17 protein-coding genes and 4 pseudogenes are annotated in these 22219 nt (G+C 50.2%); 6 read left to right on the top strand and 15 right to left on the bottom strand.

All coding sequences use genetic code 11. The annotated features are described in order from the left end of the window. Positions 1-182 precede the first annotated feature (182 nt). From glpX to JJQ72_RS06650, 5 genes are all read right to left on the bottom strand, one after another. A complete protein-coding gene (gene glpX, locus JJQ72_RS06670) occupies positions 183-1160 on the bottom strand; it encodes a class II fructose-bisphosphatase (protein ID WP_138226566.1) in 978 nt (325 codons plus the stop codon). A gap of 24 nt (positions 1161-1184) precedes the next feature. Continuing rightward, positions 1185-2015, bottom strand: coding sequence for a pyruvate, water dikinase regulatory protein (locus tag JJQ72_RS06665; RefSeq protein ID WP_208203152.1), 831 nt, complete (start codon positions 2013-2015; stop codon positions 1185-1187). Between the two features lie 13 nt (positions 2016-2028). Continuing rightward, on the bottom strand, positions 2029-2646 hold the full coding sequence (locus JJQ72_RS06660; protein WP_138226568.1) for a helix-turn-helix transcriptional regulator: 618 nt from the start codon (positions 2644-2646) through the stop codon (positions 2029-2031). A 234-nt stretch (positions 2647-2880) separates the two neighbouring features. Continuing rightward, entirely contained in the window at positions 2881-3057 is a 177-nt protein-coding gene (locus JJQ72_RS06655) for a GapA-binding peptide SR1P (protein ID WP_138226569.1), read from the bottom strand. Positions 3058-3254: 197 nt separating this feature from the next. Further along, entirely contained in the window at positions 3255-3431 is a 177-nt protein-coding gene (locus tag JJQ72_RS06650) for a GapA-binding peptide SR1P (RefSeq protein WP_233281025.1), read from the bottom strand. 202 nt (positions 3432-3633) lie between these two features. On the opposite strand from JJQ72_RS06650, the gene JJQ72_RS06645 reads away from it, so the two are divergent. Continuing rightward, complete coding sequence (locus JJQ72_RS06645) at positions 3634-4587, top strand: cation diffusion facilitator family transporter (protein WP_175415430.1); 954 nt, start codon at positions 3634-3636, stop codon at positions 4585-4587. Positions 4588-4657: 70 nt separating this feature from the next. On the opposite strand, the gene JJQ72_RS06640 is transcribed toward JJQ72_RS06645, so the two are convergent. From JJQ72_RS06640 to JJQ72_RS06630, 3 genes are all read right to left on the bottom strand, one after another. Next, entirely contained in the window at positions 4658-6457 is a 1800-nt protein-coding gene (locus tag JJQ72_RS06640; protein WP_208203151.1) for a S9 family peptidase, read from the bottom strand. A 148-nt stretch (positions 6458-6605) separates the two neighbouring features. Further along, a complete protein-coding gene (locus tag JJQ72_RS06635; RefSeq protein ID WP_208203150.1) occupies positions 6606-7025 on the bottom strand; it encodes a collagen-like protein in 420 nt (139 codons plus the stop codon). Positions 7026-7100: 75 nt separating this feature from the next. Then, positions 7101-11669, bottom strand: coding sequence for an S-layer homology domain-containing protein (locus JJQ72_RS06630; RefSeq protein ID WP_208203149.1), 4569 nt, complete (start codon positions 11667-11669; stop codon positions 7101-7103). Positions 11670-12203: 534 nt separating this feature from the next. On the opposite strand from JJQ72_RS06630, the pseudogene JJQ72_RS20835 reads away from it, so the two are divergent. Next, positions 12204-12440: pseudogene (locus JJQ72_RS20835) on the top strand (transposase); the annotation flags it as partial. A 25-nt stretch (positions 12441-12465) separates the two neighbouring features. Further along, positions 12466-12729 (top strand): annotated as a pseudogene (locus JJQ72_RS20830) (IS5/IS1182 family transposase); the annotation flags it as partial. Positions 12730-12796: 67 nt separating this feature from the next. Here the strand turns inward: JJQ72_RS20830 and JJQ72_RS06620 are convergent. The 3 genes from JJQ72_RS06620 to JJQ72_RS06605 form a co-directional block, all read right to left on the bottom strand. Continuing rightward, positions 12797-13318, bottom strand: coding sequence for a hypothetical protein (locus JJQ72_RS06620; RefSeq protein WP_208203148.1), 522 nt, complete (start codon positions 13316-13318; stop codon positions 12797-12799). 24 nt (positions 13319-13342) lie between these two features. Continuing rightward, positions 13343-13924: a YHYH domain-containing protein gene (locus JJQ72_RS06615; RefSeq protein WP_243895910.1), complete on the bottom strand. Its 582-nt coding sequence runs from the start codon at positions 13922-13924 to the stop codon at positions 13343-13345. A 186-nt stretch (positions 13925-14110) separates the two neighbouring features. Further along, positions 14111-14539, bottom strand: coding sequence for a hypothetical protein (locus tag JJQ72_RS06605; protein ID WP_208203147.1), 429 nt, complete (start codon positions 14537-14539; stop codon positions 14111-14113). A gap of 269 nt (positions 14540-14808) precedes the next feature. Between JJQ72_RS06605 and JJQ72_RS20825 the strand changes: the two are divergent. Beyond that, positions 14809-15030, top strand: a pseudogene (locus JJQ72_RS20825) (IS701 family transposase); the annotation flags it as partial. 186 nt (positions 15031-15216) lie between these two features. Beyond that, a pseudogene (locus tag JJQ72_RS20820) lies at positions 15217-15414 on the top strand (transposase); the annotation flags it as partial. 175 nt (positions 15415-15589) lie between these two features. Here JJQ72_RS20820 and JJQ72_RS06595 read toward each other — a convergent pair. The 4 genes from JJQ72_RS06595 to JJQ72_RS06580 all read right to left on the bottom strand — a co-directional run bounded on the left by JJQ72_RS06595 (position 15590) and on the right by JJQ72_RS06580 (position 20545). Next, positions 15590-16981 (bottom strand): extracellular solute-binding protein, encoded by a 1392-nt coding sequence (locus JJQ72_RS06595; protein WP_208203145.1) that lies wholly within the window; start codon positions 16979-16981, stop codon positions 15590-15592. A gap of 175 nt (positions 16982-17156) precedes the next feature. Next, positions 17157-17816, bottom strand: coding sequence for an ABC transporter ATP-binding protein (locus JJQ72_RS06590; protein WP_208203144.1), 660 nt, complete (start codon positions 17814-17816; stop codon positions 17157-17159). Continuing rightward, a complete protein-coding gene (locus JJQ72_RS06585; RefSeq protein ID WP_243895909.1) occupies positions 17813-19396 on the bottom strand; it encodes an ABC transporter permease in 1584 nt (527 codons plus the stop codon). Before JJQ72_RS06585 ends, JJQ72_RS06590 begins: the two co-directional genes overlap by 4 nt. A 66-nt stretch (positions 19397-19462) precedes the next feature. Further along, the gene (locus tag JJQ72_RS06580; RefSeq protein WP_233281027.1) at positions 19463-20545 is read right to left on the bottom strand and encodes a Fe(3+) ABC transporter substrate-binding protein; all 1083 of its coding nucleotides are present in this window, start codon (positions 20543-20545) and stop codon (positions 19463-19465) included. A 174-nt stretch (positions 20546-20719) separates the two neighbouring features. On the opposite strand from JJQ72_RS06580, the gene JJQ72_RS06575 reads away from it, so the two are divergent. Beyond that, a complete protein-coding gene (locus tag JJQ72_RS06575) occupies positions 20720-22150 on the top strand; it encodes a SpoVR family protein (protein WP_208203142.1) in 1431 nt (476 codons plus the stop codon). The last annotated feature ends 69 nt before the right edge of the window (positions 22151-22219 follow it).

Raw genomic sequence — 22219 nt, 5'->3', positions numbered from 1 at the left:
TTTGGATTCCTTCAAAATGAAATCTTCCAGATCTGGATAACCCTTACTTTGAGATACGAATTCTCACATGCTACGGGCTTTTTTTAGGTTGTGGATGTGAATTTCAATCTTTGGCCAAAACCTCATCACAAAAAGGCCGCTCCCTGCAGAATGATCCACAGACAGCAGCCTTCTTAACGATGCTAGAACGAAACGGCAGCATAGAGCGGGCTGTTCAATGACTCCAGCGTGTGCACGCTTCGGATGTAGCGAACGGTCCGGGTACGAGAGTACATCATCACAGAATGCGTTTCCGCGCGTCCGCCTGGCAGAAACTTGACACCAGGCAAGAAGTCTCCGGAGGTCACGCCGGTTGCCGTAAACAGTACCCCGCTTCCGCCAACCATATCCTCCATGCCAAGCAGCTGTCTCGGATCCTGAAGCCCCATACTCCGGCAGCGAATGTGATCTTCCGTTGTTTCAGGAATTAACTTCCCTTGAATCTCTCCTCCCAGACAGCTTAACGCTGCCGCTGCGAGTACCCCTTCCGGAGCTCCGCCAGATCCCACATACAGATCCACTCCGCTGTCTGTGCAGGTTTCGATAGCTCCCATGACATCTCCATGACTCAAGAGCTTGATTCTCACACCCGATTGACGCAGCGCGGCAATCATCTCCTGATGGCGTTCCCGGTCCAGGATGGACACGGTAATGTCTGCAAGAGATCTGTTCAAGATCTGGGATGCCTTGGCCAGTGTCACCTCGATCGGGTCCTCCAGGCTGAGCTTACCCGCCAGCGCAGGTCCTACCGCCAGCTTATGCATATAGATATCCGGTGCATGAAGCAGGCTGCCTTTCGGCGCGGCGGCAATCACAGATATCGCATTATTGAGGCCGTTGGCCACCGTCTCAGTGCCTTCCAAAGGATCGACCGCAATGTCCATCTGCGGCCCTTTCCCGCTCCCGATGCGTTCTCCGATGAACAGCATCGGGGCTTCATCCATTTCTCCTTCACCAATAACCACGGTTCCATCCATCGCCACTTTGTCAAAGTGGGTTCTCATGGCTGCCGTTGCAGCGCCATCCGCGCTGTTCTTGTCCCCTCTGCCTGTCCAGCGGGCTGAAGCCAGCGCCGCCTCCTCTGCCACTCTTACCAGATCCAATGCCAATGGACTTTCCATCGTAAATCCCTCCCGGAGAATTGTTTATATGCTCGGCATGCTGCCTTCTTGCGATAATGATTGAATAATGAGTCCTGCGGTTTCCTCAATAGCTTTATCAGTAACATCAATGACCGGACAATTCAGCTGTTGAAACAAATTATGCGCATATTGAAGCTCTTCCTCAATACGCTCCAGCGCCGTATACTGTACCTCATTGGGCAGCCCCATGACCTTGAGCCGTTCGGTGCGGATCTTGAGCAGATGCCGCGCATCCATCGTCAGTCCGAAGATCTTGCCCGGGCTAACCTCCTTCAGCTGTGAAGGGGTGGACAGCTCTGGTACAACGGGATAGTTCACGGTCTTGTAGCCTTTATGGGCCAAGAACATGGACAAGGGGGTCTTGGAAATGCGGGAAACGCCAAGCAAGATAACATCTGCTTTCAAAATAGCCCCAACATCCTTGCCGTCATCATATTGAACCGCAAATTCCATCGCTTCCACCCGGCGGAAATAGCCTTCATCCAGCCGGTGCAGCAATCCTGGCATCCGTTTCGGGTAATCATTGAAGGTATCGGCAATGGCCTGAACCATCGGTCCCATAATATCGACAGCTCTGACATTCAGCCGTACCGCTTCCTCCCGAATGACCTCGCGCAGCTCCGGCTGCACGAGCGTATAAGCTACAACGCCATTTCTGGCGGAAACTTCATTCATCAGCTGAACAATTTCATCCTCTTCACGTACATTCATATAACGCTTGATCTCGGCACCCTTCAGTTCAAACTGCCTTAGCGCCGCCTGAACGACGGCTTCTGCCGTCTCTCCGATGGAGTCCGAGCATATTGCAATAAAATGAGCCGATGACTGATACATCCCATTCCTCCCACTACTCTTCTGAAACCATGTCGAGCAACATTTTTATGATATTCGTCTTGGTGATCCGGCCCACTACTTTCCAGGCATCCGGATTGTCACTTTCGGATTTGACAACCACGGGAAGGCTGTCAATCTGCTGGGCAATAATCTTGCGGGCCGCATCCAGTACGGTGTCCTCCGGCTCAACCGTGGTCACATTTGCCCTGCGCGTCATAATGAGACTGACCGGCATGGACGAGGCGGATGGATTGCCCAGAGTAACCTTGAGCAGATCCTTCCGGGAGACGATCCCGGCGAGATGGCCCTCCGCGTCCGTCACGATCAGGTTGCCTACATTTTCAAGGAACAGGGACACAACCGCTTCCTGTATCGTTGTCGTCTCCCGAATAATAATGGGAACACTGTGCAGGTCTCCGACCTTCATCTTCAGCAGGCTCAGCTTCTGCTCCCGCTCTGCTGCTCCCCGGTTGCCGAGAAAATATCCGACCTTCGGCTTCGCATCAATATAATCCAGAATAACCAGCTTGGATAAATCCGTTCGCAGCGTCGCGCGGCTGACATTGAGCATTTCTGCAATCTGCTCTCCTGTAATGGGAGCATGCTTCTTCACAACATTCACAATTTCCATTTGCCTCGCTGTCAGTTCGATGTCCTATCCCTCCTGCACCCGACCCTCTGGCTCCATGAGCCGGACCGGACCTCAACATTCAACACGTGAAATGCAGCTGCGCTTTACAGTCACCAATATGCATTTCATATTTCATAATTAACGATATATTACGTCATATATAAAGAATGTGCAATATATTGAAAGCTGAAAATTATTAATCATCCTGATACATCTTTTTTATCAGAGACTTGATTACGCCTCGGTTTGAGGACTGCAGGACGGGGATTGGCACAGTCCGTGGATGATTTTCACTCCATTTGTCGGTAAGGTATCCACCATTTCTCCGCATTTGGAGCAGATCACTAACCCTAAATCCTGATTGCGCTGCCCTTGCAGCGACCCTGTACCCTCGTTAAGCATTGTTTTCATGATTGCTCCTCCTCAAATTTGAATTAATCATCCTGTTTGTTGATTTGATTATATAATACGTCATATATATTTATTATGCAACATATTTTAACCTATTTTTTTCCGGCATAATCATCGGGACCGCAAAAAAACCGCATAGCTCTATCAGCCATACGGTCATTCCATTCTATTGAGCTGTATTGGGAAGCTTGAAGCCTTTACGTTGAACTATGTTTCCTGCACTCATCCCGTCCGCAATAGCTGTGAAAGATTTTTACCCCATCTGTCGGCAGCGTATCGATCATTTCTCCACATCGGGTACAAATGACCAGCCCCCAATCCTTACTGCACTCATTTTGTCGCTGTGGTGCACCCATGCCTGCGAGCGTTTTCATAAGTTTCCTCCCTGCTCCCGATGGACAGCCGGCAAGGCTCATGCTCCGGGACTGTTCTTGGTTTGCTTACCTTATTGTATTTTGGTGTAAAAGATGTTATGCGTGATTTATTATGCAACGGAAGCCGTGATCCTGAAGTATAATGGAGCATGACATCTAAAATACATATATTGGAGGAATCACCTTGAGCCAGCTTGGTCAAATGATTAAACAGGGCAACACCTCATCAGGCATTGCTGCACTAGGCAACACCTGCCTGGCTATTATCAAAGCGATTGCCGCCGGGATTAGCGGCAGCGGAACGATGTTCGCGTCTGCCATGCATTCCATCGCCGACGCGGTGAATCAGGGCTTCGTCTTTGTCGGAAGCGTGCTCGCTGAGAAAAAACCGACGAAGAAATTTCCCGCCGGCTTTGGCCGGGTCATCAATCTCGTATGTATGGTCGCCGTCATTGTCGTTACGGTAATGGCTTATGAGACCATTCTGAAAGGCTTCAAGCTGCTGCAATACCCGGAGGAATCAAGCAATTTTCTGCTGAATCTGATCGTACTGCTTATTGCAGTCGTCATCGACGGCTCTATTTTACTCAAGGCCATGAAGGAGATTGTGAAGGAGACCAAAGCCGATATTAGCGCTGACGGTCTTGTCAGGTCTGCTTTTCAGAATGTGGGACGTGCAGCACCGCCGACCCGTCTTGTTTTTTACGAGGATATTGTTGCTACATTGGGCGCCTTATTCGCTCTTGTTGCGATCGTATTTGCGGAATTCTTCAGCTTCAGCCTGCTGGACGGCATCGCCACTATTCTGATCGGCTTCCTGATGATCGGCGTTGCGTTCAAGGTAGGCTACGATAATATGGTCGGATTGATCGGGGTATCAGCTCCCCGGGACGTAGAAGAGAAAATTTCAAACCTTATTCTTGGAAATCCCGATGTCACCGACATTCGCCGGCTGCGCATCATTCAGGAAGGCCGCACCTATCATGTGGAGGCTTATATTGAGCTCAGATCCGGCATGACCCTGAGTGAAGCCACACAAACCAAGACCCGCATTGCTGCAAAATTAACGGCAGATCACGACGTATCAGACGTTGTGCTGGGCATTCTCGAGGATGATGGCGTCCGATTGTGGAATCCCAAATATGATCTGGAGTAACAACATATCAGGCTGTCTCCCTTGCCCAAGCGGGCAGGAGGAGACAGCCTGTTTTGATGGTATACCAAGGTTAAGAGATGCTGTGCCGGTCGAGAAAATCTGCGATTCTGGCGTATGCTATTTTTTCGTTATCTTTTTTTGCAATGCCGTGACCTTCGTCTTCAAAGACGAGGTATTCTACATCTCTTCCCTTCTCACGCAGCGCTTCCACGATCTGATCCGACTCCTCCTTCACGACCCGGGGATCATTGGCCCCTTGGATAATGAGCAGAGGATTTGTCATCTGATCCAAATAAGTGATCGGGGAATCCTTGATAAATCGTTCCCGGTCACGTTCAGGATTTCCGATCCAGCGTTCCATCATCGGCTTCCAGTGCTCCGGCACAGAATTATAGAAGGTCAATAGATTGCTTACGCCCACGATATCCACGGCAGCCCGGAAATATTCCGGATTGCGCCCGGCAAGCAGCAGTGTCATGTATCCGCCATAGCTGCCTCCCATAACAAAGAGCTTCTCGCGATCAGAGATCCCCTGTTCAAACAGCCACTCCATTCCAGCAAGGCAATCCTTTCGAGGACCTTCGCCCCAATCCTGCTCAACCAGCTTGACGAAAGAGCTGCCATACCCGGTGCTGCCACGGAAATTAGGGCAGAAAATATGATATCCTCTCGCTAAAAGATATTGAAACATGGCACGAAACTGCTTCCGCTCTGCAGCCTGCGGTCCCCCGTGCGGCCAGAAAATGGTCCTGCCATTCTTGTTCTCTTCCTTCGCCCGGTAGAGCAAGGCTTCAATTTGCATGCCATCAAAAGAAGAATAGGTGACGGTTTCCGGAGAGGAGAGCTCATGATCCGTCAGACCGGTAATAACATTTTTGGTCAGCATAGTCCAGGCTTCATCTTGATAACGATAAATATTATGAGGCTTTGCTGCACCTCTGGCCAGCACGTACAGTGCACCGGAGCGCGCCGCGACGATCTGGTCCACGATATCTCCAGGAAGTGCTATAGCAGCAAGCCTGCCGGTACGGAGCTGATAGCTGTAGAGCCGATCCTCAACACCCTTGTCGGTAAGAATGTACAGCATACCGGAGCCCTTGTCATACTTTATTCGGCTGACAGCCTCCCGCTCCAGCTGAACCAGAGGACCGAACTGCTCCTCCTGTATGTTATATTCCGCAACATAAGCATATTCTGCATCATAATCTGTCACAAACACCAAGCGTTCTTGGTCAAGGTAAATCGCATCCCCGGACATATGTACCTGCTCTGGGTCCGGAGTCAGGCAGGTGCTCTGCCCATCCTTTAGCAAGTAGCTGACATAATAAGTGTTCGCATAGGATTGGGTATATACCAGGCTGCTTTCATCCGGGCTTACAGCCGATAGCTCTGTCGTGACATCCTTTCCTTCCAGCAGCAGCTCATCATGACCCGTGTCCAGGTGATATCTGCGAGTGTTCAGGCAGGATGGATTGTCTCTCGACGTGTTGTAGTACAGCCTTGTCCCGTCCTCTGAGAGATGAACGAAATAATGCTTATCCTCCGGTGACACATCATCAAACAAAGACAGGGGCTCACCACCATTCCAAGGCAGGGCATACAGCTGGTAATTTTCATCGCCGTCTCGGTCAAATGAAGTCAGAATATGCCTTTCCAGCGGATCGGCTTTAATGAATTGGCATTGCTGACCATTGTATGTAAGCGGATACGGATAGGAGCCTTCTCCATCCAGATCCATCGCCCAAAGATTGAATGCCCCGTTCAGATTACTGCTGAACAGCAATCGCTTCTCATCCCTGCTTAAACCGAAATGGCGAATAATATAAGTCTGGAAGAACTGCTCCACGTCAGGCTTGGGAAACTGCAGCATCCATAACCCCCCTTAATAGTTCAACTTTTTTTGTACAAGTTTTTCATTATTATAAGTCGCTGAGATCCCTTTTACAATCAAAAAAAACTCCGGCAGTCATGCACCGGAGCCTTCTTGATCAATGTCTCTCTGTCTATTAACCGATGGATTAATAGAAACAAGAATATGAGCTGATCCTGCGTAAATCAATCCCGAAATAATACCAGAAGCGGCCTGACCAGCGGAAGCCGGCAGCTGAATTACGGCCTACAAACGTAGGGTAATACCAGAAGCTTTCGCCGTTATTCAACCAGATATAAGTATTCCGGTAAAGACAGCCGCGGATCCCGCCCGGATCGACCGCCATCAGCGAAGGTGAAGACTGCTGGGGTACAGCGGCTGGCGGCGGCGCGGTTGGCGGCGGCGCGGTTGGCGGCTGGCCGGTTGCTCCGGGGCCGGGTCCAAATCCGGGAGGACCGAAGGGCCCTCCAGGCCCAGGTCCTGGTCCAGGTCCGGGCCCAGGTCCAAATCCGGGTCCTTGCGGTCCGGGCGGAAACCCTGGCAGGCTAAAGGGTAAGAACATTCCCATTTCAAACACTCCTTGTCAAAGTAGGCTGATACACAGTATGCGGGAGTGCTTGACTGGGTTTGGGCTCTGCCGGGTTTATTTCATGCGCTTTAGCAGGTTCAGAACCGACTGAGCGGTTTCTGCCCGATTGGCTGCCGATGCCGGATCAAAGACGGATTCTCCCCGTCCGGACATCAAGCCCAATAAGATCGCTTTGTTCACGTCCTCCCCAGCCCAAGGGGACACCTGAGTGCTGTCCATATAGTTAGAAAGGAGATTCCCCCCTGCCATTTCCTCATGAGACAGCCACTCATAGGCTCTTACCAGCAATACCGCGATTTGCTCCCGAGTAACCGGCTCAGAAGGTGCAAAGCTGCTGTCGGTTATCCCTTGCACCAGCCCTGCCTGTACTGCGGCCGCAATGTCATCTGCATACCAGGCGTTGTCCGGCACGTCTGTAAAGTCTGTATCCCCTGCAGACGCAGCCAGTCCCAAGGCTCTGACCAGCAGCGCGGTAAATTCTGCTCGCGTTGTTACTGCCCGGGGAAAGAACCGCTCCTCGGTCATGCCCTCTACAATATGCTTGGCGGACAAGATTTGCAGAGTCCTGTGAGCCCAATGCGTCATTGGCACATCCACGAAGGTTTTGTTATATTCAAGAATCGCGTAGGTTCCCGGACGATCCAGCTCGGCCGCTGCCTCACTGCGTCCCTCCATGATCTCGCCACCGACAAACACCCAGGTGCTGCTTGAATCGTTATACCTATACATACCGATCAATTCCTCATCTACCTGAGTACTCAGGTACGGCATTTCCAATTTCAGCGGTTCGCTAAAGGTATTCATATGCAGCTCCTCTCCCGCTGAGCTCCGAAGGTACATATGAACCTCCAATACTTCAGAGCCTGCCTTCAAGACGTCACTGTCTGTTCGCGGTGCTTCCTCATCAGGCTCTTGCAAAGAGACAATCATCTGTGCGTCTGTTACCGACGGATACAGTTTCTTCAGCTCTTGAAATGTAGAAAAGGGTACATGTAACGTTCCATGTTCCGATTGGACTTGAAGATGACTCCCATCCAGCCATTCATCGGCCTGATATGGCAAGACTGCTGCATCCATTCCTTGCTTGAGAGAGATGGATACGCCTCCTTGATCAGCATCCTTTTTCTGCAGCTCCGCAGAGCCAAAGCTCTGCTCCCCTTCTCTAACCGGGGGTTGCGGAGTCTGCGGACTTACAGGTGCAGGCGATGCCGGATTTTGAGTTACAGGAGCATTCGGTGACCCCGGAGGAGCCGGCTCCTCCGCTGCGGTGACCGTAATTTCAATCGTATTCGTAGTAGCAGCAGCGGTATCCTGCAGCACAGACGCAGAAATGGTAACCGTGCCCTCCTTCAATCCGGTCAATACACCGTCTTCTATTGAAGCAATCGAAGCATCACTAATCTGGTACGCAATGTCCGTTCCATCGGAGTTGCCATTAAGGCCGTTCATCAGCTGTAAGGTGACCGGCAGCTCCGTAGACTGTCCTACCGGAACAGAAGCCGATTCAGCGCTGAGCGATGCTCCGGTCATCCGCACCGGAAGCCTCATTAGCTCGGAGCCTTTTTTGTAATACACGCTGCCGTCCGGACCCAAAGCCATCACATGCACATCCGGCGTAATCAGCTTGTTGTAAGCCAGCGTCTGCGGATCAAACACCATCAGCTGTCTGCCAATGGTTGTATACAGCAGACCATCCGGAGCCCAGTACAGGAAGAACGGACGCCAGTTGCTCGCCTTCTGTCCGGTCGTTAAGATCCGGTAACGCAGGATATCCTTATTTTCCGGATCCATCACAAACAGGGCTGAGGAATTTTCCGACGCCAAGGACGTGCCCCACATGATCCCGTACAGATTGCCGTCCGGACCGATGCTGAGCTCTCCGATCATTTTAGGCTCAAAGCCAGGCACATTCGGGATAAACTCCGCTGTTTTGCTCGCTGTGGCCGCGTCCCATTCAAACATTTTTGCGGAGGTTTCACTTGGATCAATACCAAGCCCGCCCCAAATGGAAGAGCCTCCATACAGCTTCCCGTTATGATACGCAAGACCAATGATGCTCTGATTCTGAATGACATTCTGATACGTATTCCATTCATCGGTTGGCTCATGGTATACCGTCAGTGCTCCTCCAAGCTGTCCGTAATCCGCCACGGAGCCGATAAACAGGCGGTCATCTCCGCTTGTAAAGGTCATCGTCCGGCTCTGCATTGCCGGTATATCGTGATAGAAGCCAGGGTTTACCCCCAGATTGTACGGCTGAGATAGATCATAGCGCCAGATCTTGGCCCCTCCGTAGAGTCCGAAATACACCTTGTTATTCAAGAAGCCCGTGCTGGAGATCTGATGCGGCTCCTTTTCTTGTCTTTCAAAATAGCCTTTATTCGTATCATAGATGCTCATAGCACCCTGATACCCGCCCATATAGAACTTGTTATCCGGTCCCAGCTCGAAGGAATTGATCTCAATCCCGCTCTTCGCTACATCCGGAACCTTCGTTTCCAGCGTATGGCTTACAGGGTCGAATATAGCCAGGTCCACTTCATCGGAAAGCATGGACAGCACCTTGCGTCCTGCATTCGGACCTTCGGTCAGCTCCACCCAATTCATCGCCTTCAATCGCTTGTCTGGCAGAATCACTTGTGGCGTGACCGCTGCCGCTTCATTAGTGACCCGGTTATAGGTCCACAATTCAGACGTATGCTGATTGCGATAATACATCAGGTCGCTGTTGTGAGGAGATGGCGGGGAGATTTTGCCATCGGATGCCTCCGGATCCTCGTAAAGAAGACGTTTAACTGTAGTATAGGTAATGGTCTCTCCGCCAGCGTCATAATTGTTCTCATCTTCATTCATAATGAGCAGAGAGGTGCCATGAGTGAGGTACAGCTTCTGATCATATACCTCAATGCTGGAGATCCCTGCCCGGATTCCGGTAATCGGTGTATTGATCTCGATCCTGTCACCGGTTTGGCGGTCAATCCGGATAAGATGGCCCTCTGTCGTAATGCCGGCATAGAAATATTTGTCCGTCACACCGGAGCCGCGCACATACTCTTGTCCCGGATACAAGGTGCCGTAGTCACTATACTGTCCGGTCGAAATGTCATACTCGAATGCTTTGGAATCCGGATACGTGGAGCCGTAAATTTTACCGTCTGCGCTGGCGTCCAGATCCCAGATCCATTTGTTCGACGGATTTTCTCCCAGGCTTTCCAGCTCCTGCGTCGCTCGATTATAACGATACATAATACCGGACTGCGTCCCCGCAACATAAGGGTTTCCGTCCGACCCTACCGTAACGGCCCAGATCACGTCAGTAGATGGAATCTCCGCTGTGAATTTCACATCCCCCGTAATAGCGTCAAGTGCGTAGAACTGCGCGGGGGAGCCGCTCGCACCAAAATAAATTTCACCGTTACCGATCGCACCGCCGTTCGTCTTTGCGACTACCGTTGCATCTCCCAAAGAAACAGGCTCGCCAAATTCGGTGGTCATCGTAAGCACGGTCACTTCCTCAAAAGTGACGTCATCATAATAAGCATCAACATCAATCGTGCTGTATCCCGAATATAGCAGAATGCGTGCTTTTACCGCTCCGGCAGGGGCTTTGCCTTCAACTGTAACCCGGTTCCAGGATTGTACAGGGGCCTCTGCGCCCTGAGACATGGAGCCGACCTCATCGTTTGATGCATCGTAATATTTAATATAGATTCGCCCAGAGCCCTCGGCAATGTACAGATTGGTAGAAGCCCCGTACGACTTGCCCGCCTCGACATCCATATAGTCACTGTAAACCAAGACCGCAGATTCACTGTTATCATCGGTAATTCTAAGGCTGTGGCTGCCACTGGCTGCCTGTACCTGACTCACCTCTACCATCGTATTTGCCTTCAATGGATTCGGGCTCGTTGTCCAGCCCGGGATGACACCGTCATTCACCGGCTGCTCGAACCCGGCATTGGGAGGTGTAGTTTCCTCCGCGCTCACCTGGTATCTATACGCCTGAACATGATCGTAATAGCCTTTGAACGTATTGTCCCGATGCGAGTACAGGAACACAATCGCGTACTGCGCCCCTTCCGGAACCGGCGGTGTATCTCCGCCTAGCTGCACCCATTGCCCCTGAACAACCTCGGCTGCCGGAATTTTAAATTTGACGTCCTGGTACTGAATTCGGTTGGCATTGGTAATGACATCGGAGTTGAAATAGCGAACCCACATATCGATACCGCCATCTGATCCCGTCGTGCTGAACTGCTCTGCATATACACTGGCTGTAACATTCAGAATCTCGCCCTCTTGAACAGCAAATGCCTTACTTTCAACACCTACATTCTGCTGATCAACGTCAAAATGAATGCTTTGATTCCCCGTGGCATAGACGGAGTCACTGACCGTAACGTCAGCTGAAACCCCGCTGATCCAATATCTCCAATCCATCGGAAGCCCTTTATCGTTCAGCTCGCCCTCAAAGTCTCCATTCTCCAAGCCCACTGGAAGCAGCTGTGGACTGGAATCTCCATACACCTGCTTGTCCGGCATGTTCCATGGAACCATAGTCAGAGTCAATGCGACCGTCAGTAAGACAGCCATGCTTCTGCGGAGTGCTCTGTGCAACGTCATCTTCCTTCATCTCCTCGCTTCGTATTTGGGTTCACCAGCTTTGAATCCGCTTACAAAGGTAGATCCTTAGACCGTGCTGACTGCCTTTAGGCACCGCCGGATCCCCAGATCCAGGTATGTACGTGAGAGCTGCAGTCCCCTCAACTGGATCATATGATGATCATAACAGCCGTTTTTTGATTGCACAACCTTGATGTAATGTATTTACAATGACCAAAATATGACCATAAATATTTGAACCAGAGCACAAACTCTTCTGGTATTTCAATTTCGGCATACAAAAAAGCTCCCGCAGCGGAGGGGGCCATTGAAAAAGTCCTGACTAAATCGAAGAAGGTACTGCACCCGAAATAATTAAGGGGTCGCTGCAGGAAGAGGGGGCTTCCGATCGCTGTTGTCCCCAGATTTCTTGTTCATACCGCTTGGCGGATGAAATCCGGGGACAAAGGCGAGCGCTCCGCTTCTCCAGCCTCCCTCTTCCCTCCGCTCCTTCGTCATCTACTGCAAAAACCGTTAAGATAGAACCGAAGCCCTCTGTTCCAGAATCAACCTTCGTTTTCATTCAGCCCGTACACGTCCTTGTATGACCTGATCGTGCCTAAAGACAACCTGCTCCGCCAGTTGAACAAACAGGTGGATTTTTCGTTTGTGTACGAGGAACTGCGAGCGAACTACTGTCTGGATCATGGGCGTAACATCATCGACCCTGTACGGATGTTTAAATATCTCCTGTTAAAAGCCATTCTCGGCCTCTCCGACGTGGACATGGTATAGCGCTCACGTTACGACATGTCCTTTAAACCCACAGATTACGCAAGGGGGACGCAAGAAGAAATTTAACAAAGATGCGGGCATGTATGTTTGAAACGCAGGTCACATGGCGATTCGCAAAGCGCGTCAAGGCAAGACGTACTCCGTCACCATTAAATCCGGGGTGCACGCCGAACAAATGGCGTTTCAGGAAAGTGAGGCTTTCAAAGAAAAAGCCAAAGAGCGCTACAAAATTGAAGCGAAGAACAGCGAACTCAAGCACAGACACGGGTATGATGTGGCCACATCCTTGAAACTTAATTATGGTAGTTCTTCAGTGGCCTCCTATTCAGAAGGGACTTTCTATTCTTACGGTTTTATTCCTTGTATCTGTCAGGGTAAAGCTCCCGGTTCAGTTGGTCAGTTTCTTCGTAGAACTTTGTCAACAAGGATTCGCCGTTTACCGACTTGCTCATTTGCAATTTTTCGAATTGGGCGATCAACTTACCCTTTTCCTCTAGCTGGTGCAATACTTGCTGAACTAAAGGGTCGGTGGAATCTTTTTTGTCTTCGTAATGTGCGCTGTGAATAAGGTACAAGTCTTTGTAGCCCGCAAAAACTTCATTAAATTCTTCCAGTGCAGTTTGTGGATTAAGTTCCAGTTCCAAATCGGCAGCTCTGGTTGCCAACTCTTTCAGTCTTTGCTCGTCTTCTGTGGTTGCGCCGGGTGCATCAGCAATTTTCTTCTGTGCTTCGTAGCTTTCGACCGCATACGAAACTTTCTCCTTCAATGTCGGGCTATTCGCGTCAGCATGGTTGGACTTGAGATTAGCCAATGCTAATCCGCCGACGACGACAGAACAACATACCGTGAGTACAACCCATGTTTTCTTTTTCAACTTTTCCCACTCCTTCACGTTGTATTAGGATTTGATTTTGATTGATACCATCCAATCGCCATATGCGACGTACGACTTCAATGAAATGTTTTTATTCCATGTGCCGCCGGTTATAGAATGTTGGGCAACTTTAAGATCATTGCCGGGGCCGTAACCATTGACAATTTGCGAATGGATTGTGTCACCAGTTGAGTCCACATGCTGGACAAGGTCGCCACGATAAAGTTCATTGTATATTGGCTGGAAGTTGGCAGCCAATTCGGTTGCTGTGTATTTTGTGGCTCTGTATGCCTTTTTCCCACCGACGCCATTAATAACAGCAAAATGTTCCCGGAATTGATGCGCTCCAGTCCAAGAAGAAGTTCTTGGGTTAGTCGCTGGAGGGACATTCGGACCGTAGTAATACCAGTCGATGGTATTTCTATTTTGCCCTTTTGTGCTGTTAAATGCGAGCCCATGTGTGTGGTACTCACCATACGCGAGTCCATAGCTATCACAGTTGGTTCTGCAAGTGTGATATCCACTGGAATCGGTGCGACCAGGATGAGCCTCAACGAAACCAGGTTGCATCACAATTAATGCGATCAAGATTATTAAAAATTTCAACTGGTTCATATCCATTATAATTTTACAATTTAGGTACGCTGCTATAATAGAAATGACCGCGCACTGGGTGATCCAGATGTGCGGTCATACTATGTTCTCAAATATTTCTTTTCAATACATCCGAAACATCCAAACATAATTCGCTTAAATATCACTAATGCCATCTACTTTTACAACTATGCTATCCTATAACTCGTTACCGATAAATGCATCAAATCTCCACAACCCGTGCTTAGGCAAAGATATTGATGTTAAAACATATCGATCTGCTGGTACAGTTTGCAAATTATCCCCTGTAACATCGAGAGCTAAAGCAACATTTTCTTCGATTATAATTTCATCCGTTGTTTCTTGGTTTGAAGCCACTAGCTTAAAGTTTTTGTTTCCGCCGAGTTGTTCCTCGTTCCCCCAAAGGTGAAAGACATAGAATTGTCGTTTGTCGGTTATAAACGATTTATCAATAATACTCATTTTACTTGTTCCGCGCATAGTTTGCGCATTGTATTCATAAGTCGGACTAGGAACCCATCCTGCTTTAGAAATTTGTTCTTCCTTGTAACAAGATGCGAGGATACAACAAATTATGAGAAGTAGGAGATAAATTTTCTTTCTCAAATCAATCACCTCGTGGAAATTGTAACACAATAAATGAATTAATAACTGTACTTACTCAAAACCAGTTCCATGAAATGTAAATAGAGACATACTTAACTCTCAAGCGTAAAATAGAAGTACCACCAACTACCTACGCAGGAGAGAAAAGATATGTCTCATACGAATACGTTATCACAGCAGGGCCATTGGAACAACTATTTTAAGCAGTGGAAGCCCCCCTTTATTTCACTAAACCAGCGCTTCGTCACATCCATCATTTTGTGGATGGCATGCTTTCAGCGGGGTTCACTGGAACCTTGACCGACATTCATCGGGAAAGTTTACACGAACGAGACCGCAGAACGTTAAGCCATTTTTTGTCTCACGGCAACTGGAACAGGTCTTTTCTCCAGCGTATTACTCAACGTGTTGCTTTTCAAGAAATCAACAAGACTGCCAGGCAAGACCAGAGTCCCATTTTTGTCATCCTGGACGATACCTTGTGTGAGAAAACGAAGCCTTCGTCACAGGCTGTGGACACCATACAAGGAGCTTCGTTCCAGTATTCTCATCTTAAAGACGGAAATGTTTATGGCCATACGGTGGTTCAAGCGCTACTTCGTACAGGCGATGAGGTATATCCATTTGCTTTGGAACGTTACGATCCTGAAGGAAAGAGCAAAATTGATCTGGCCTGCGACATCACCTTCTTTGGATTTAAAACCCATTACGCTATGAGCGACGAACGGATCATTACCGCCGCGACCATAACGACGGGAGAGAAGAGTGATGGGAAGCAACTGCAGCCACTCATTGAAAAAAGCGTCGCGGCTGGCGTAACTGTAAAGACCGTGATTGGCGACACGGCGTATTCGGAGAAAGACAACCTGATCTACACCAAAGGGGAGCATATCATCGCTTTTATTGCGAGCTCGGTGCCCCTTTTTTTATATTAAAGTCTTTTGAAACTTAATTATGGTAGTTCTTCAGTGGCCTCCAGAGGAGCAGGCTTATCTCATTCGCCTGTGCTGTTAGGGAGCTGCACTATTATTTTCTTTTGGATAAATTGAACTATTTATTCACCGGGTTTCTCAACTCCAGCAGTTGCTGAACCCGCTCCCACACGGCCTCCGCCTCCTCCATGCCAGCCCAGAATAGCATCAGCTCCCGCCGAATAGCAATAATATCGCGGTGATGCAGACCCAGATCTGTCATCAGCTTGAAAGTGGGGATAATTTCACGATACATATGAAACCGGGAAGGCCGATGAAGCTCATCCACGCCCTTCCATTCTGCAGCCCGCTCCAAACTCGGAATCGAGAGTGTCTGCTTGCGGATCATGAGCTGCGCCTCCTCGGAGAGGAGAAAGTCCACCAGCAGCTTGGCTGCATGCTTGTGCCTGGATCTTGCATTAACCGCGAGCCCGGTGGTCAGCAGCAGTGTTGCGGGAGTGTCCCTTCTCGGGATCGGCGCAATGTCATAATCGACGTCAGCCGATTGCATTTTATTGAGGCTGTAATAGGTACACAGAATCATGGAGGCTTTGCCTCTTGCAAATAGCTCTTCCACATCGGCATTGCTCTCGGAGAAATGAAGCGGTGAGTAGCTCTGGTTAACAATCAGGTCCCGGCACTCCTCAATACTGGCTATGAACTTCGCCTTCTCTGCCTCTGCGTTCTCCGCACCGTTTACAAATCCGTTCTGCAGCAGCATGATCGGCCATCGGTTGCTCGACGGCATATGATAATAGAATCCGAAGCCGCCATGATCGGCAGCCAGCTTGGCAGCCGCTGCTTTCAGATCCTCCCAGGTCCAGCTGCTGTTCGGCTCTGTCAGTCCGCTTTGTGTAAAATGAGATTGATTATAAGCCAGGATGACCGGCGAGAAAATCCATGGAACGGCCAACAGCCGTTCATTATAGGTGAATAGTTTAGAGAGGAATTTATAGGTTCCCGGGAAGGAATCCAGCTCCTCCAGATACTCCGACTCGGTATCTGTGCTGAACAGCTTGAAGTCACTGTAATTCATCGTCATGACATCCAGCCAATCATTGTCCATGAACTCCTTCACTGTCGTATGATAGGGATCATACGGCAGAAGAAAGCTCTGCACCTCAATCTGGGGATATTTAGCGTGAAAAGCCTGCAGCAGAGCATCCAGCTTCGCTTCCTTAGCTATATTCTTATAGCAGCCAAGCTTGATCTTGATCTGGCGCTCCGGGACGGGGTGCAGCACCCGCGCTCCTACCTTGGGCAGCTTCATAATCAGTTCTTCCTCGCTTAGCAGCTCCAGCCCCTTGCGGACCGAATTCTTGCTCAGTCCATACTGCTCTCCAAGCTCGGCGATCGACGGCAGCATCTCTCCCGGAGCGTAATTACCGCTTACGATCTGATTTCTCAGCGTGGCGATCATATGATCCAGCCGTTTATGAAATGTGCTTCGCTGTGGTTTCTTGCCTGTCATGGATTCTATTGCTCCTTTTTACTGACTTTTCCTGTCCTCGACAATATTCGTAAAGCATACCATATCCAAAATGTTCCCGTCTATTTCTTCTAAGCCAAAAGCCCCCCAGCGCATAGTCCTGGAGAGCTTGTATCCAACTCGTATCCTATATTTGAAAAAAAGACTGTATCACCTGTTACAAAGTTACCAGCTGCGGCTTGCACAAGCGGATGTAGCGGTCGCTCATCGCTTCCACATCGGCCTGGTCATGCGTAACAAACAGGCAAGTCATCTGGGCTGCCTTGACGATGTCCCGCAGCTCCCGCCGAATGGAATGCTTCAGTTCTGCATCCAGGCTGCTGAACGGCTCATCCATAAGCACCACATTCGGCCGCGGGGCCATCGTCCGTGCCAGGGCAACCCGCTGCTGCTGTCCGCCGCTCAGCTCATGGGGATAACGATCCTCAAAGCCCTGCATCCGGATCAGCTCCAGGAGCTCGGCGACCCGCTGTGCCCGTTCTTTGCGGGATTGCTTATGCAGTCCAAAAGCGATATTGCTTCTTACATTCATATGCGGAAACAAGGCGTAGTCCTGACTGACCATGCCGACCCCGCGGTGCTCCGGCTGTACAAAGGTGTGAGCGCCATTCACCTGAACCCCGTTGATCCGGATGACGCCGGAGTCCGGCGCCTCCAGGCCGGCGATCAGGCGCAGCAGCGTGCTTTTTCCATTCCCGCTGCTGCCGACGATGCCGACGATTTCTCCCTGCTCCACCGCCAGGCTCAGCTCCTGAATGACCGGCTTCATCGCTCGAGCATAGCTGAAGGTCAGCTGCTCAATCTCAACAATACTCATGCTTCCCACCTCTTATCCAGATTGTGAAGTACATATACCGAGATAAAGCTGATGCTAATAATAAGCAGTGCCGGCACCGAGGCCTCATGAATCTGCTCATTATTGGCATATTGATACGTCTTCGTAGATAACGTTTCAAAATCAAACGGACGCAGCAGCAGCGCCAGCGGCAGCTCCTTGCAGATTTCAACAAAGGTCAGTATGCAGCCGCTGAGGACAGCTCCTCGAATCAAAGGAAGCTCGATCCTCCAAAAGGTCGCCAGTCTGCTTCTGCCAAGCAATCGTGAGGCTTCCGTATAGCGCGTGCCTGTCTTCTCGAAGCCAACCTCCACGGCATTATAGCCTGTCGCCATAAATCGGACCACATACCCGAAGATAAGCATCCCGGCTGTCAGACTCAGGATCACAGGGGTTCCTGTTCCTCCCAGTGCAGCATGCAGCTTAATATAAGCCTGGTCGAGACGGAGGAAGACGCCCAGCACACCGATTGCGATAATAGCACCGGGAATAGAGTAACCGGCAATAACCAGCCGGGACAGCAGTGCAGCCCCCCAGGTCCGTGAGCGGGTGGCATTGCCGACCACAAGCGACAATATCATGATGATGGCCGTTGCGGCAGCCGCTGTATATAAGGTTCTTCCTACATAATACATGAACTGATCATTCCACACATCCCGGAACGTCCAGCCTGCCCAGACAGAAAGCTGCACGATCGGTACAGCAAACGCTGCCGCCAGTACCGCAGCCCCGTATAGCAGAATACCCATTCCCTTGACCCGGCTCAGCTTCGCTGGCTGCAGCGGTTTAGACTTGCTGGTGCTGGAGCTGAATCGGCGGCTGCGGCGCAGCAGGCGCTCCAGCAGGAATACGCCGGCCAGAACGACCATCAGCCAGGCGGCAAGCCTCATGGCTGAATTCACATCATACATCCCGAACCAGGTTTTGAAGATGGCTGTTGTAACGGTCTGAAGTCCAAAGTACTGGGTAACCCCGTAGTCGCTAAGCACTTCAAAGACGACCAGGCTCAAACCCCCAACAATCGCCGGGCGGCTAATCGGCATGACGACACGAAAAAAAATCGACAGGCTGCCTCTTCCCAGCAGTCTTGCATTCTCAATAAAGGCCGCACTTTGCCTCTCCAGAAAGGCTCGCGTTACGAGATACACATAGGGATACAGAAATAAGGTGAATACGACGACGGCGCCGCGCATAGAGGTCAGGCTGATCCACTCCTGAGAGGGCTCAAGTCCGAAATCCCGCAGCGTACCCTGTACCACTCCGGTGTAGCTGAACATCGTACTGTACGTATAAGCCCCGATATAGGGCGGAACCGCCAGAGGCAGCACCAGCGCCCAGCGCAGAATGGATCTTCCCGGAAAATCAAACACGGTCACAAACCACGCCAGCGATACGCCCAGCAGCATCGTTGTAACCGCTGTTATTCCAGTCAGGATCAGCGTCTCCAGCATGTAATCCTTAATCAAGTATTGCTTGATGTGGGCCCAATGCTCACTCGGTGGTTCAAAGATAGATAGAAATACAAACAAAATAGGCAGCAGTATCACTGCCGCCCCCAACATGCTGATGAGCCACCAGCCGTTTAGCTTATTTATAAAATACGAACGTATCTGTCTAAAAAGCATGTATTATTTCCAACCTGTCTTATTCATGATTTCTACAGCTTCAGCGTTACGCTCACCCAGCTTGCCAAGCTCAATCACCTGAGTCTTGAAGCTGCCCCAGGATTTGAGAAGCTCCGGAACTTCAGCTTCCGGGTTCACTGGGAATTCGTAATTCTCTTTCGAAATCATACCTTGAGCTTCCTTGCCTGTCAAGAATTCAATCAGCTGAACTCCATAATCCTTGTTCTTGGCATGCTTGGTCAGGGCTGCACCGCTGACGTTGATATGAGTTCCGGTCGTCTCCTGGTTCGGGAAGAATACGCCAACCTGATTCCCAACCTTCACTTCTTCCGGATCTGCAGAGTTCAGCAGCAAGCCAATATAATACGTGTTCATAATCGCTACATCGCCAACGCCTGCTACAACGGCTTTGGCCTGATCGCGGTCATTGCCTTCCGGCGTGCGGGCCATATTCGCCACCAGACCTTGGGACCATTGCTCTGCCTGCTCCGCACCGTTCAACTCGATAAAGGAAGCCAGCAGCGATTGATTATACAGGTTAGAGGATGGACGAACTAGCACTTTTCCCTTCCAGTCGGGACCTGCGAGATCTTCATAAGTGGACAACTGCTCCGGCTTCACCCGATCCTTGGAATAGACGATGACACGGGCACGGCTGGACAAGCCAACCCATTGATTCTCAGGGTCGCGCAGCTCTTGAGGCACCTGCTGATTCACGGTTTCAGACGTAATTGGCTGCAGGATGTCCGCCTGCTTGGCCGTGTTCAGCACACCGCCGTCAACGGTCATGAACACATCTGCCTGTGTATTTTCACCTTCGCGCTTCAATCTTTCAATTAATTCCTCCGCCTTGCCGTCAATCACCTTGACCTCAATGCCGGTTTCTTCTTTAAACTTCTCGAACAACAGCTTGTCTACATCATAGCTGCGGGAGGAGTAAACATGAACCACTTTCTCGGTTTCCGCAGCCGTGCCGGCTGCGCCTCCGGTGCTCTCCTCTGCTTCTTTCTCAGCACCGCAGCCTGCCAGCAGGCCTGCTGCCATCACAATACTTACCATAGGCGCTACAAACTTCCGAAATTTCAATCTCGACACTCCCTTTTTTATGTAAATGATTATCATTATCACTTGCTACCCGAAATGAATCATAATTCATTACGTTTAACCTGTCAAGCATTACTTATGCGGCTTCTTCTACTATTCCCGGCGGCGGCGGAATATACATATCAATAGCCCTGCGAAGAAATGGAGGAACACACAATGCCATCCACGGACCTGAAAAAGCTGGAGTATGCTATTGCCGAAATTACCGAGGTCGCCGCAAGCCTTGGCCTGGATTTCTATCCCATGCGCTATGAGATTTGTCCGTCGGACATTATTTATACGTTCGGAGCTTATGGTATGCCTACCCGCTTTTCTCATTGGAGCTTTGGAAAGACGTTTAACAAAATGAAGCTCCAGTACGACCTGGGCCTAAGTAAAATTTACGAGCTCGTTATCAATTCCAACCCCTGCTATGCGTTTCTGCTGGACAGCAACTCCCTCGTTCAGAATAAGCTCATTGTGGCGCACGTGCTGGCCCATTGCGATTTCTTCAAGAACAATGCCCGCTTCTCCAAGACCAATCGCAATATGGTCGAGAGCATGACCGCGACTGCAGAACGAATCAGTGACTACGAGAAGCAGCACGGAGCCTTGGTCGTGGAGCAGTTTATTGATGCCGTGCTCGCCATCCAGGAGCATGTCGATCCTTCCATCGTGAAGCCTTACCGGATGTCGAAGGAGGATTATGTTTCTTCCATGCAGCAGCGCGCCTCTTCTAAAGGTAAGGCTGCCGCCGCTTCACCCTATGATGACCTATGGTCGCTGGAGAACTCCAAAGAGCCGGAGAAGAAAAAAGCGTCACCGATATTCCCTCCCCGGCCGGAAAAGGATCTTCTATGGTTTATTGAGGAGTATTCATCCATTCTTGAGCCGTGGCAGCGGGATATTCTGACCATGCTGCGCGATGAAATGCTCTATTTCTGGGCACAAATTGAAACCAAGATTATGAATGAAGGCTGGGCCAGCTTCTTCCACCAGCGAATCATGCGGGAGCTGGATCTGACCGCGGAGGAAACCGTGGAATATGCCAAGCTGAATGCCTCCGTCGTTCAGCCTTCCAAGCATACGTTGAATCCGTATTATCTGGGCCTGAAAATATTCGAGGATATTGAGAAGCGGTGGGATCATCCCTCCCCGGAGGAAAGGGAACGCTTCGGCCGGGTACCCGGCAGCGGCCGGGAAAAGATGTTCGAGGTCCGCGAGAATGATGCCGATATCTCCTTCATCCGTAATTATTTGACGAAGGATCTGGTTAAGGAGCTGGATTTGTATGTGTTTGAGAAAAAGGGCCCGGAGTGGAAAATTACCGATAAATCCTGGGAGAACATCCGGGATCAGCTGGTTTACGCCCGCGTTAACGGCGGCTTTCCTTACCTTGTCGTCAAGAACGGAGACTACCTCGGCCATGGCGAGCTGTACCTGCTGCATCAGTTCGAAGGACAGGAGCTGGATTTGAAGTATGTAGAGCGTACACTGCCCTATGTGTATCAGCTGTGGGGAAAGACTGTTTACCTGGAAACGGTGGTCGAGGAGAAGCCGCTGCTCATGGTATACGATGGCAAAAAGGTAAGCCGCAAATTTCTATAAATCTATACGAAACAGGGCTGATCCGCGGTCAGAATAAAGTCTGCCGCAGATCAGCCCTGCTTCTTGCGC

It is taken from the genome of Paenibacillus sp. F411 (assembly GCF_017582705.1).
Lineage (GTDB): Bacteria > Bacillota > Bacilli > Paenibacillales > Paenibacillaceae > Paenibacillus_AQ > Paenibacillus_AQ algicola.
Note: the sequence above shows the minus strand (reverse complement) of the source record. Positions and strands in the feature narration are given on the sequence as shown.

Coding starts and splice junctions, on each gene's coding strand:
- glpX (WP_138226566.1), bottom strand. CDS start 1,160: ATGGAAAGTCCATTGGCATTGGATCTGGTAAGAGTGGCAGAGGAGGCG.
- JJQ72_RS06665 (WP_208203152.1), bottom strand. CDS start 2,015: ATGTATCAGTCATCGGCTCATTTTATTGCAATATGCTCGGACTCCATC.
- JJQ72_RS06660 (WP_138226568.1), bottom strand. CDS start 2,646: ATGGAAATTGTGAATGTTGTGAAGAAGCATGCTCCCATTACAGGAGAG.
- JJQ72_RS06655 (WP_138226569.1), bottom strand. CDS start 3,057: ATGAAAACAATGCTTAACGAGGGTACAGGGTCGCTGCAAGGGCAGCGC.
- JJQ72_RS06650 (WP_233281025.1), bottom strand. CDS start 3,431: ATGAAAACGCTCGCAGGCATGGGTGCACCACAGCGACAAAATGAGTGC.
- JJQ72_RS06645 (WP_175415430.1), top strand. CDS start 3,634: ATGATTAAACAGGGCAACACCTCATCAGGCATTGCTGCACTAGGCAAC.
- JJQ72_RS06640 (WP_208203151.1), bottom strand. CDS start 6,457: ATGCTGCAGTTTCCCAAGCCTGACGTGGAGCAGTTCTTCCAGACTTAT.
- JJQ72_RS06635 (WP_208203150.1), bottom strand. CDS start 7,025: ATGGGAATGTTCTTACCCTTTAGCCTGCCAGGGTTTCCGCCCGGACCG.
- JJQ72_RS06630 (WP_208203149.1), bottom strand. CDS start 11,669: ATGACGTTGCACAGAGCACTCCGCAGAAGCATGGCTGTCTTACTGACG.
- JJQ72_RS06595 (WP_208203145.1), bottom strand. CDS start 16,981: ATGACAGGCAAGAAACCACAGCGAAGCACATTTCATAAACGGCTGGAT.
- JJQ72_RS06590 (WP_208203144.1), bottom strand. CDS start 17,816: ATGAGTATTGTTGAGATTGAGCAGCTGACCTTCAGCTATGCTCGAGCG.
- JJQ72_RS06585 (WP_243895909.1), bottom strand. CDS start 19,396: ATGTTGGGGGCGGCAGTGATACTGCTGCCTATTTTGTTTGTATTTCTA.
- JJQ72_RS06575 (WP_208203142.1), top strand. CDS start 20,720: ATGCCATCCACGGACCTGAAAAAGCTGGAGTATGCTATTGCCGAAATT.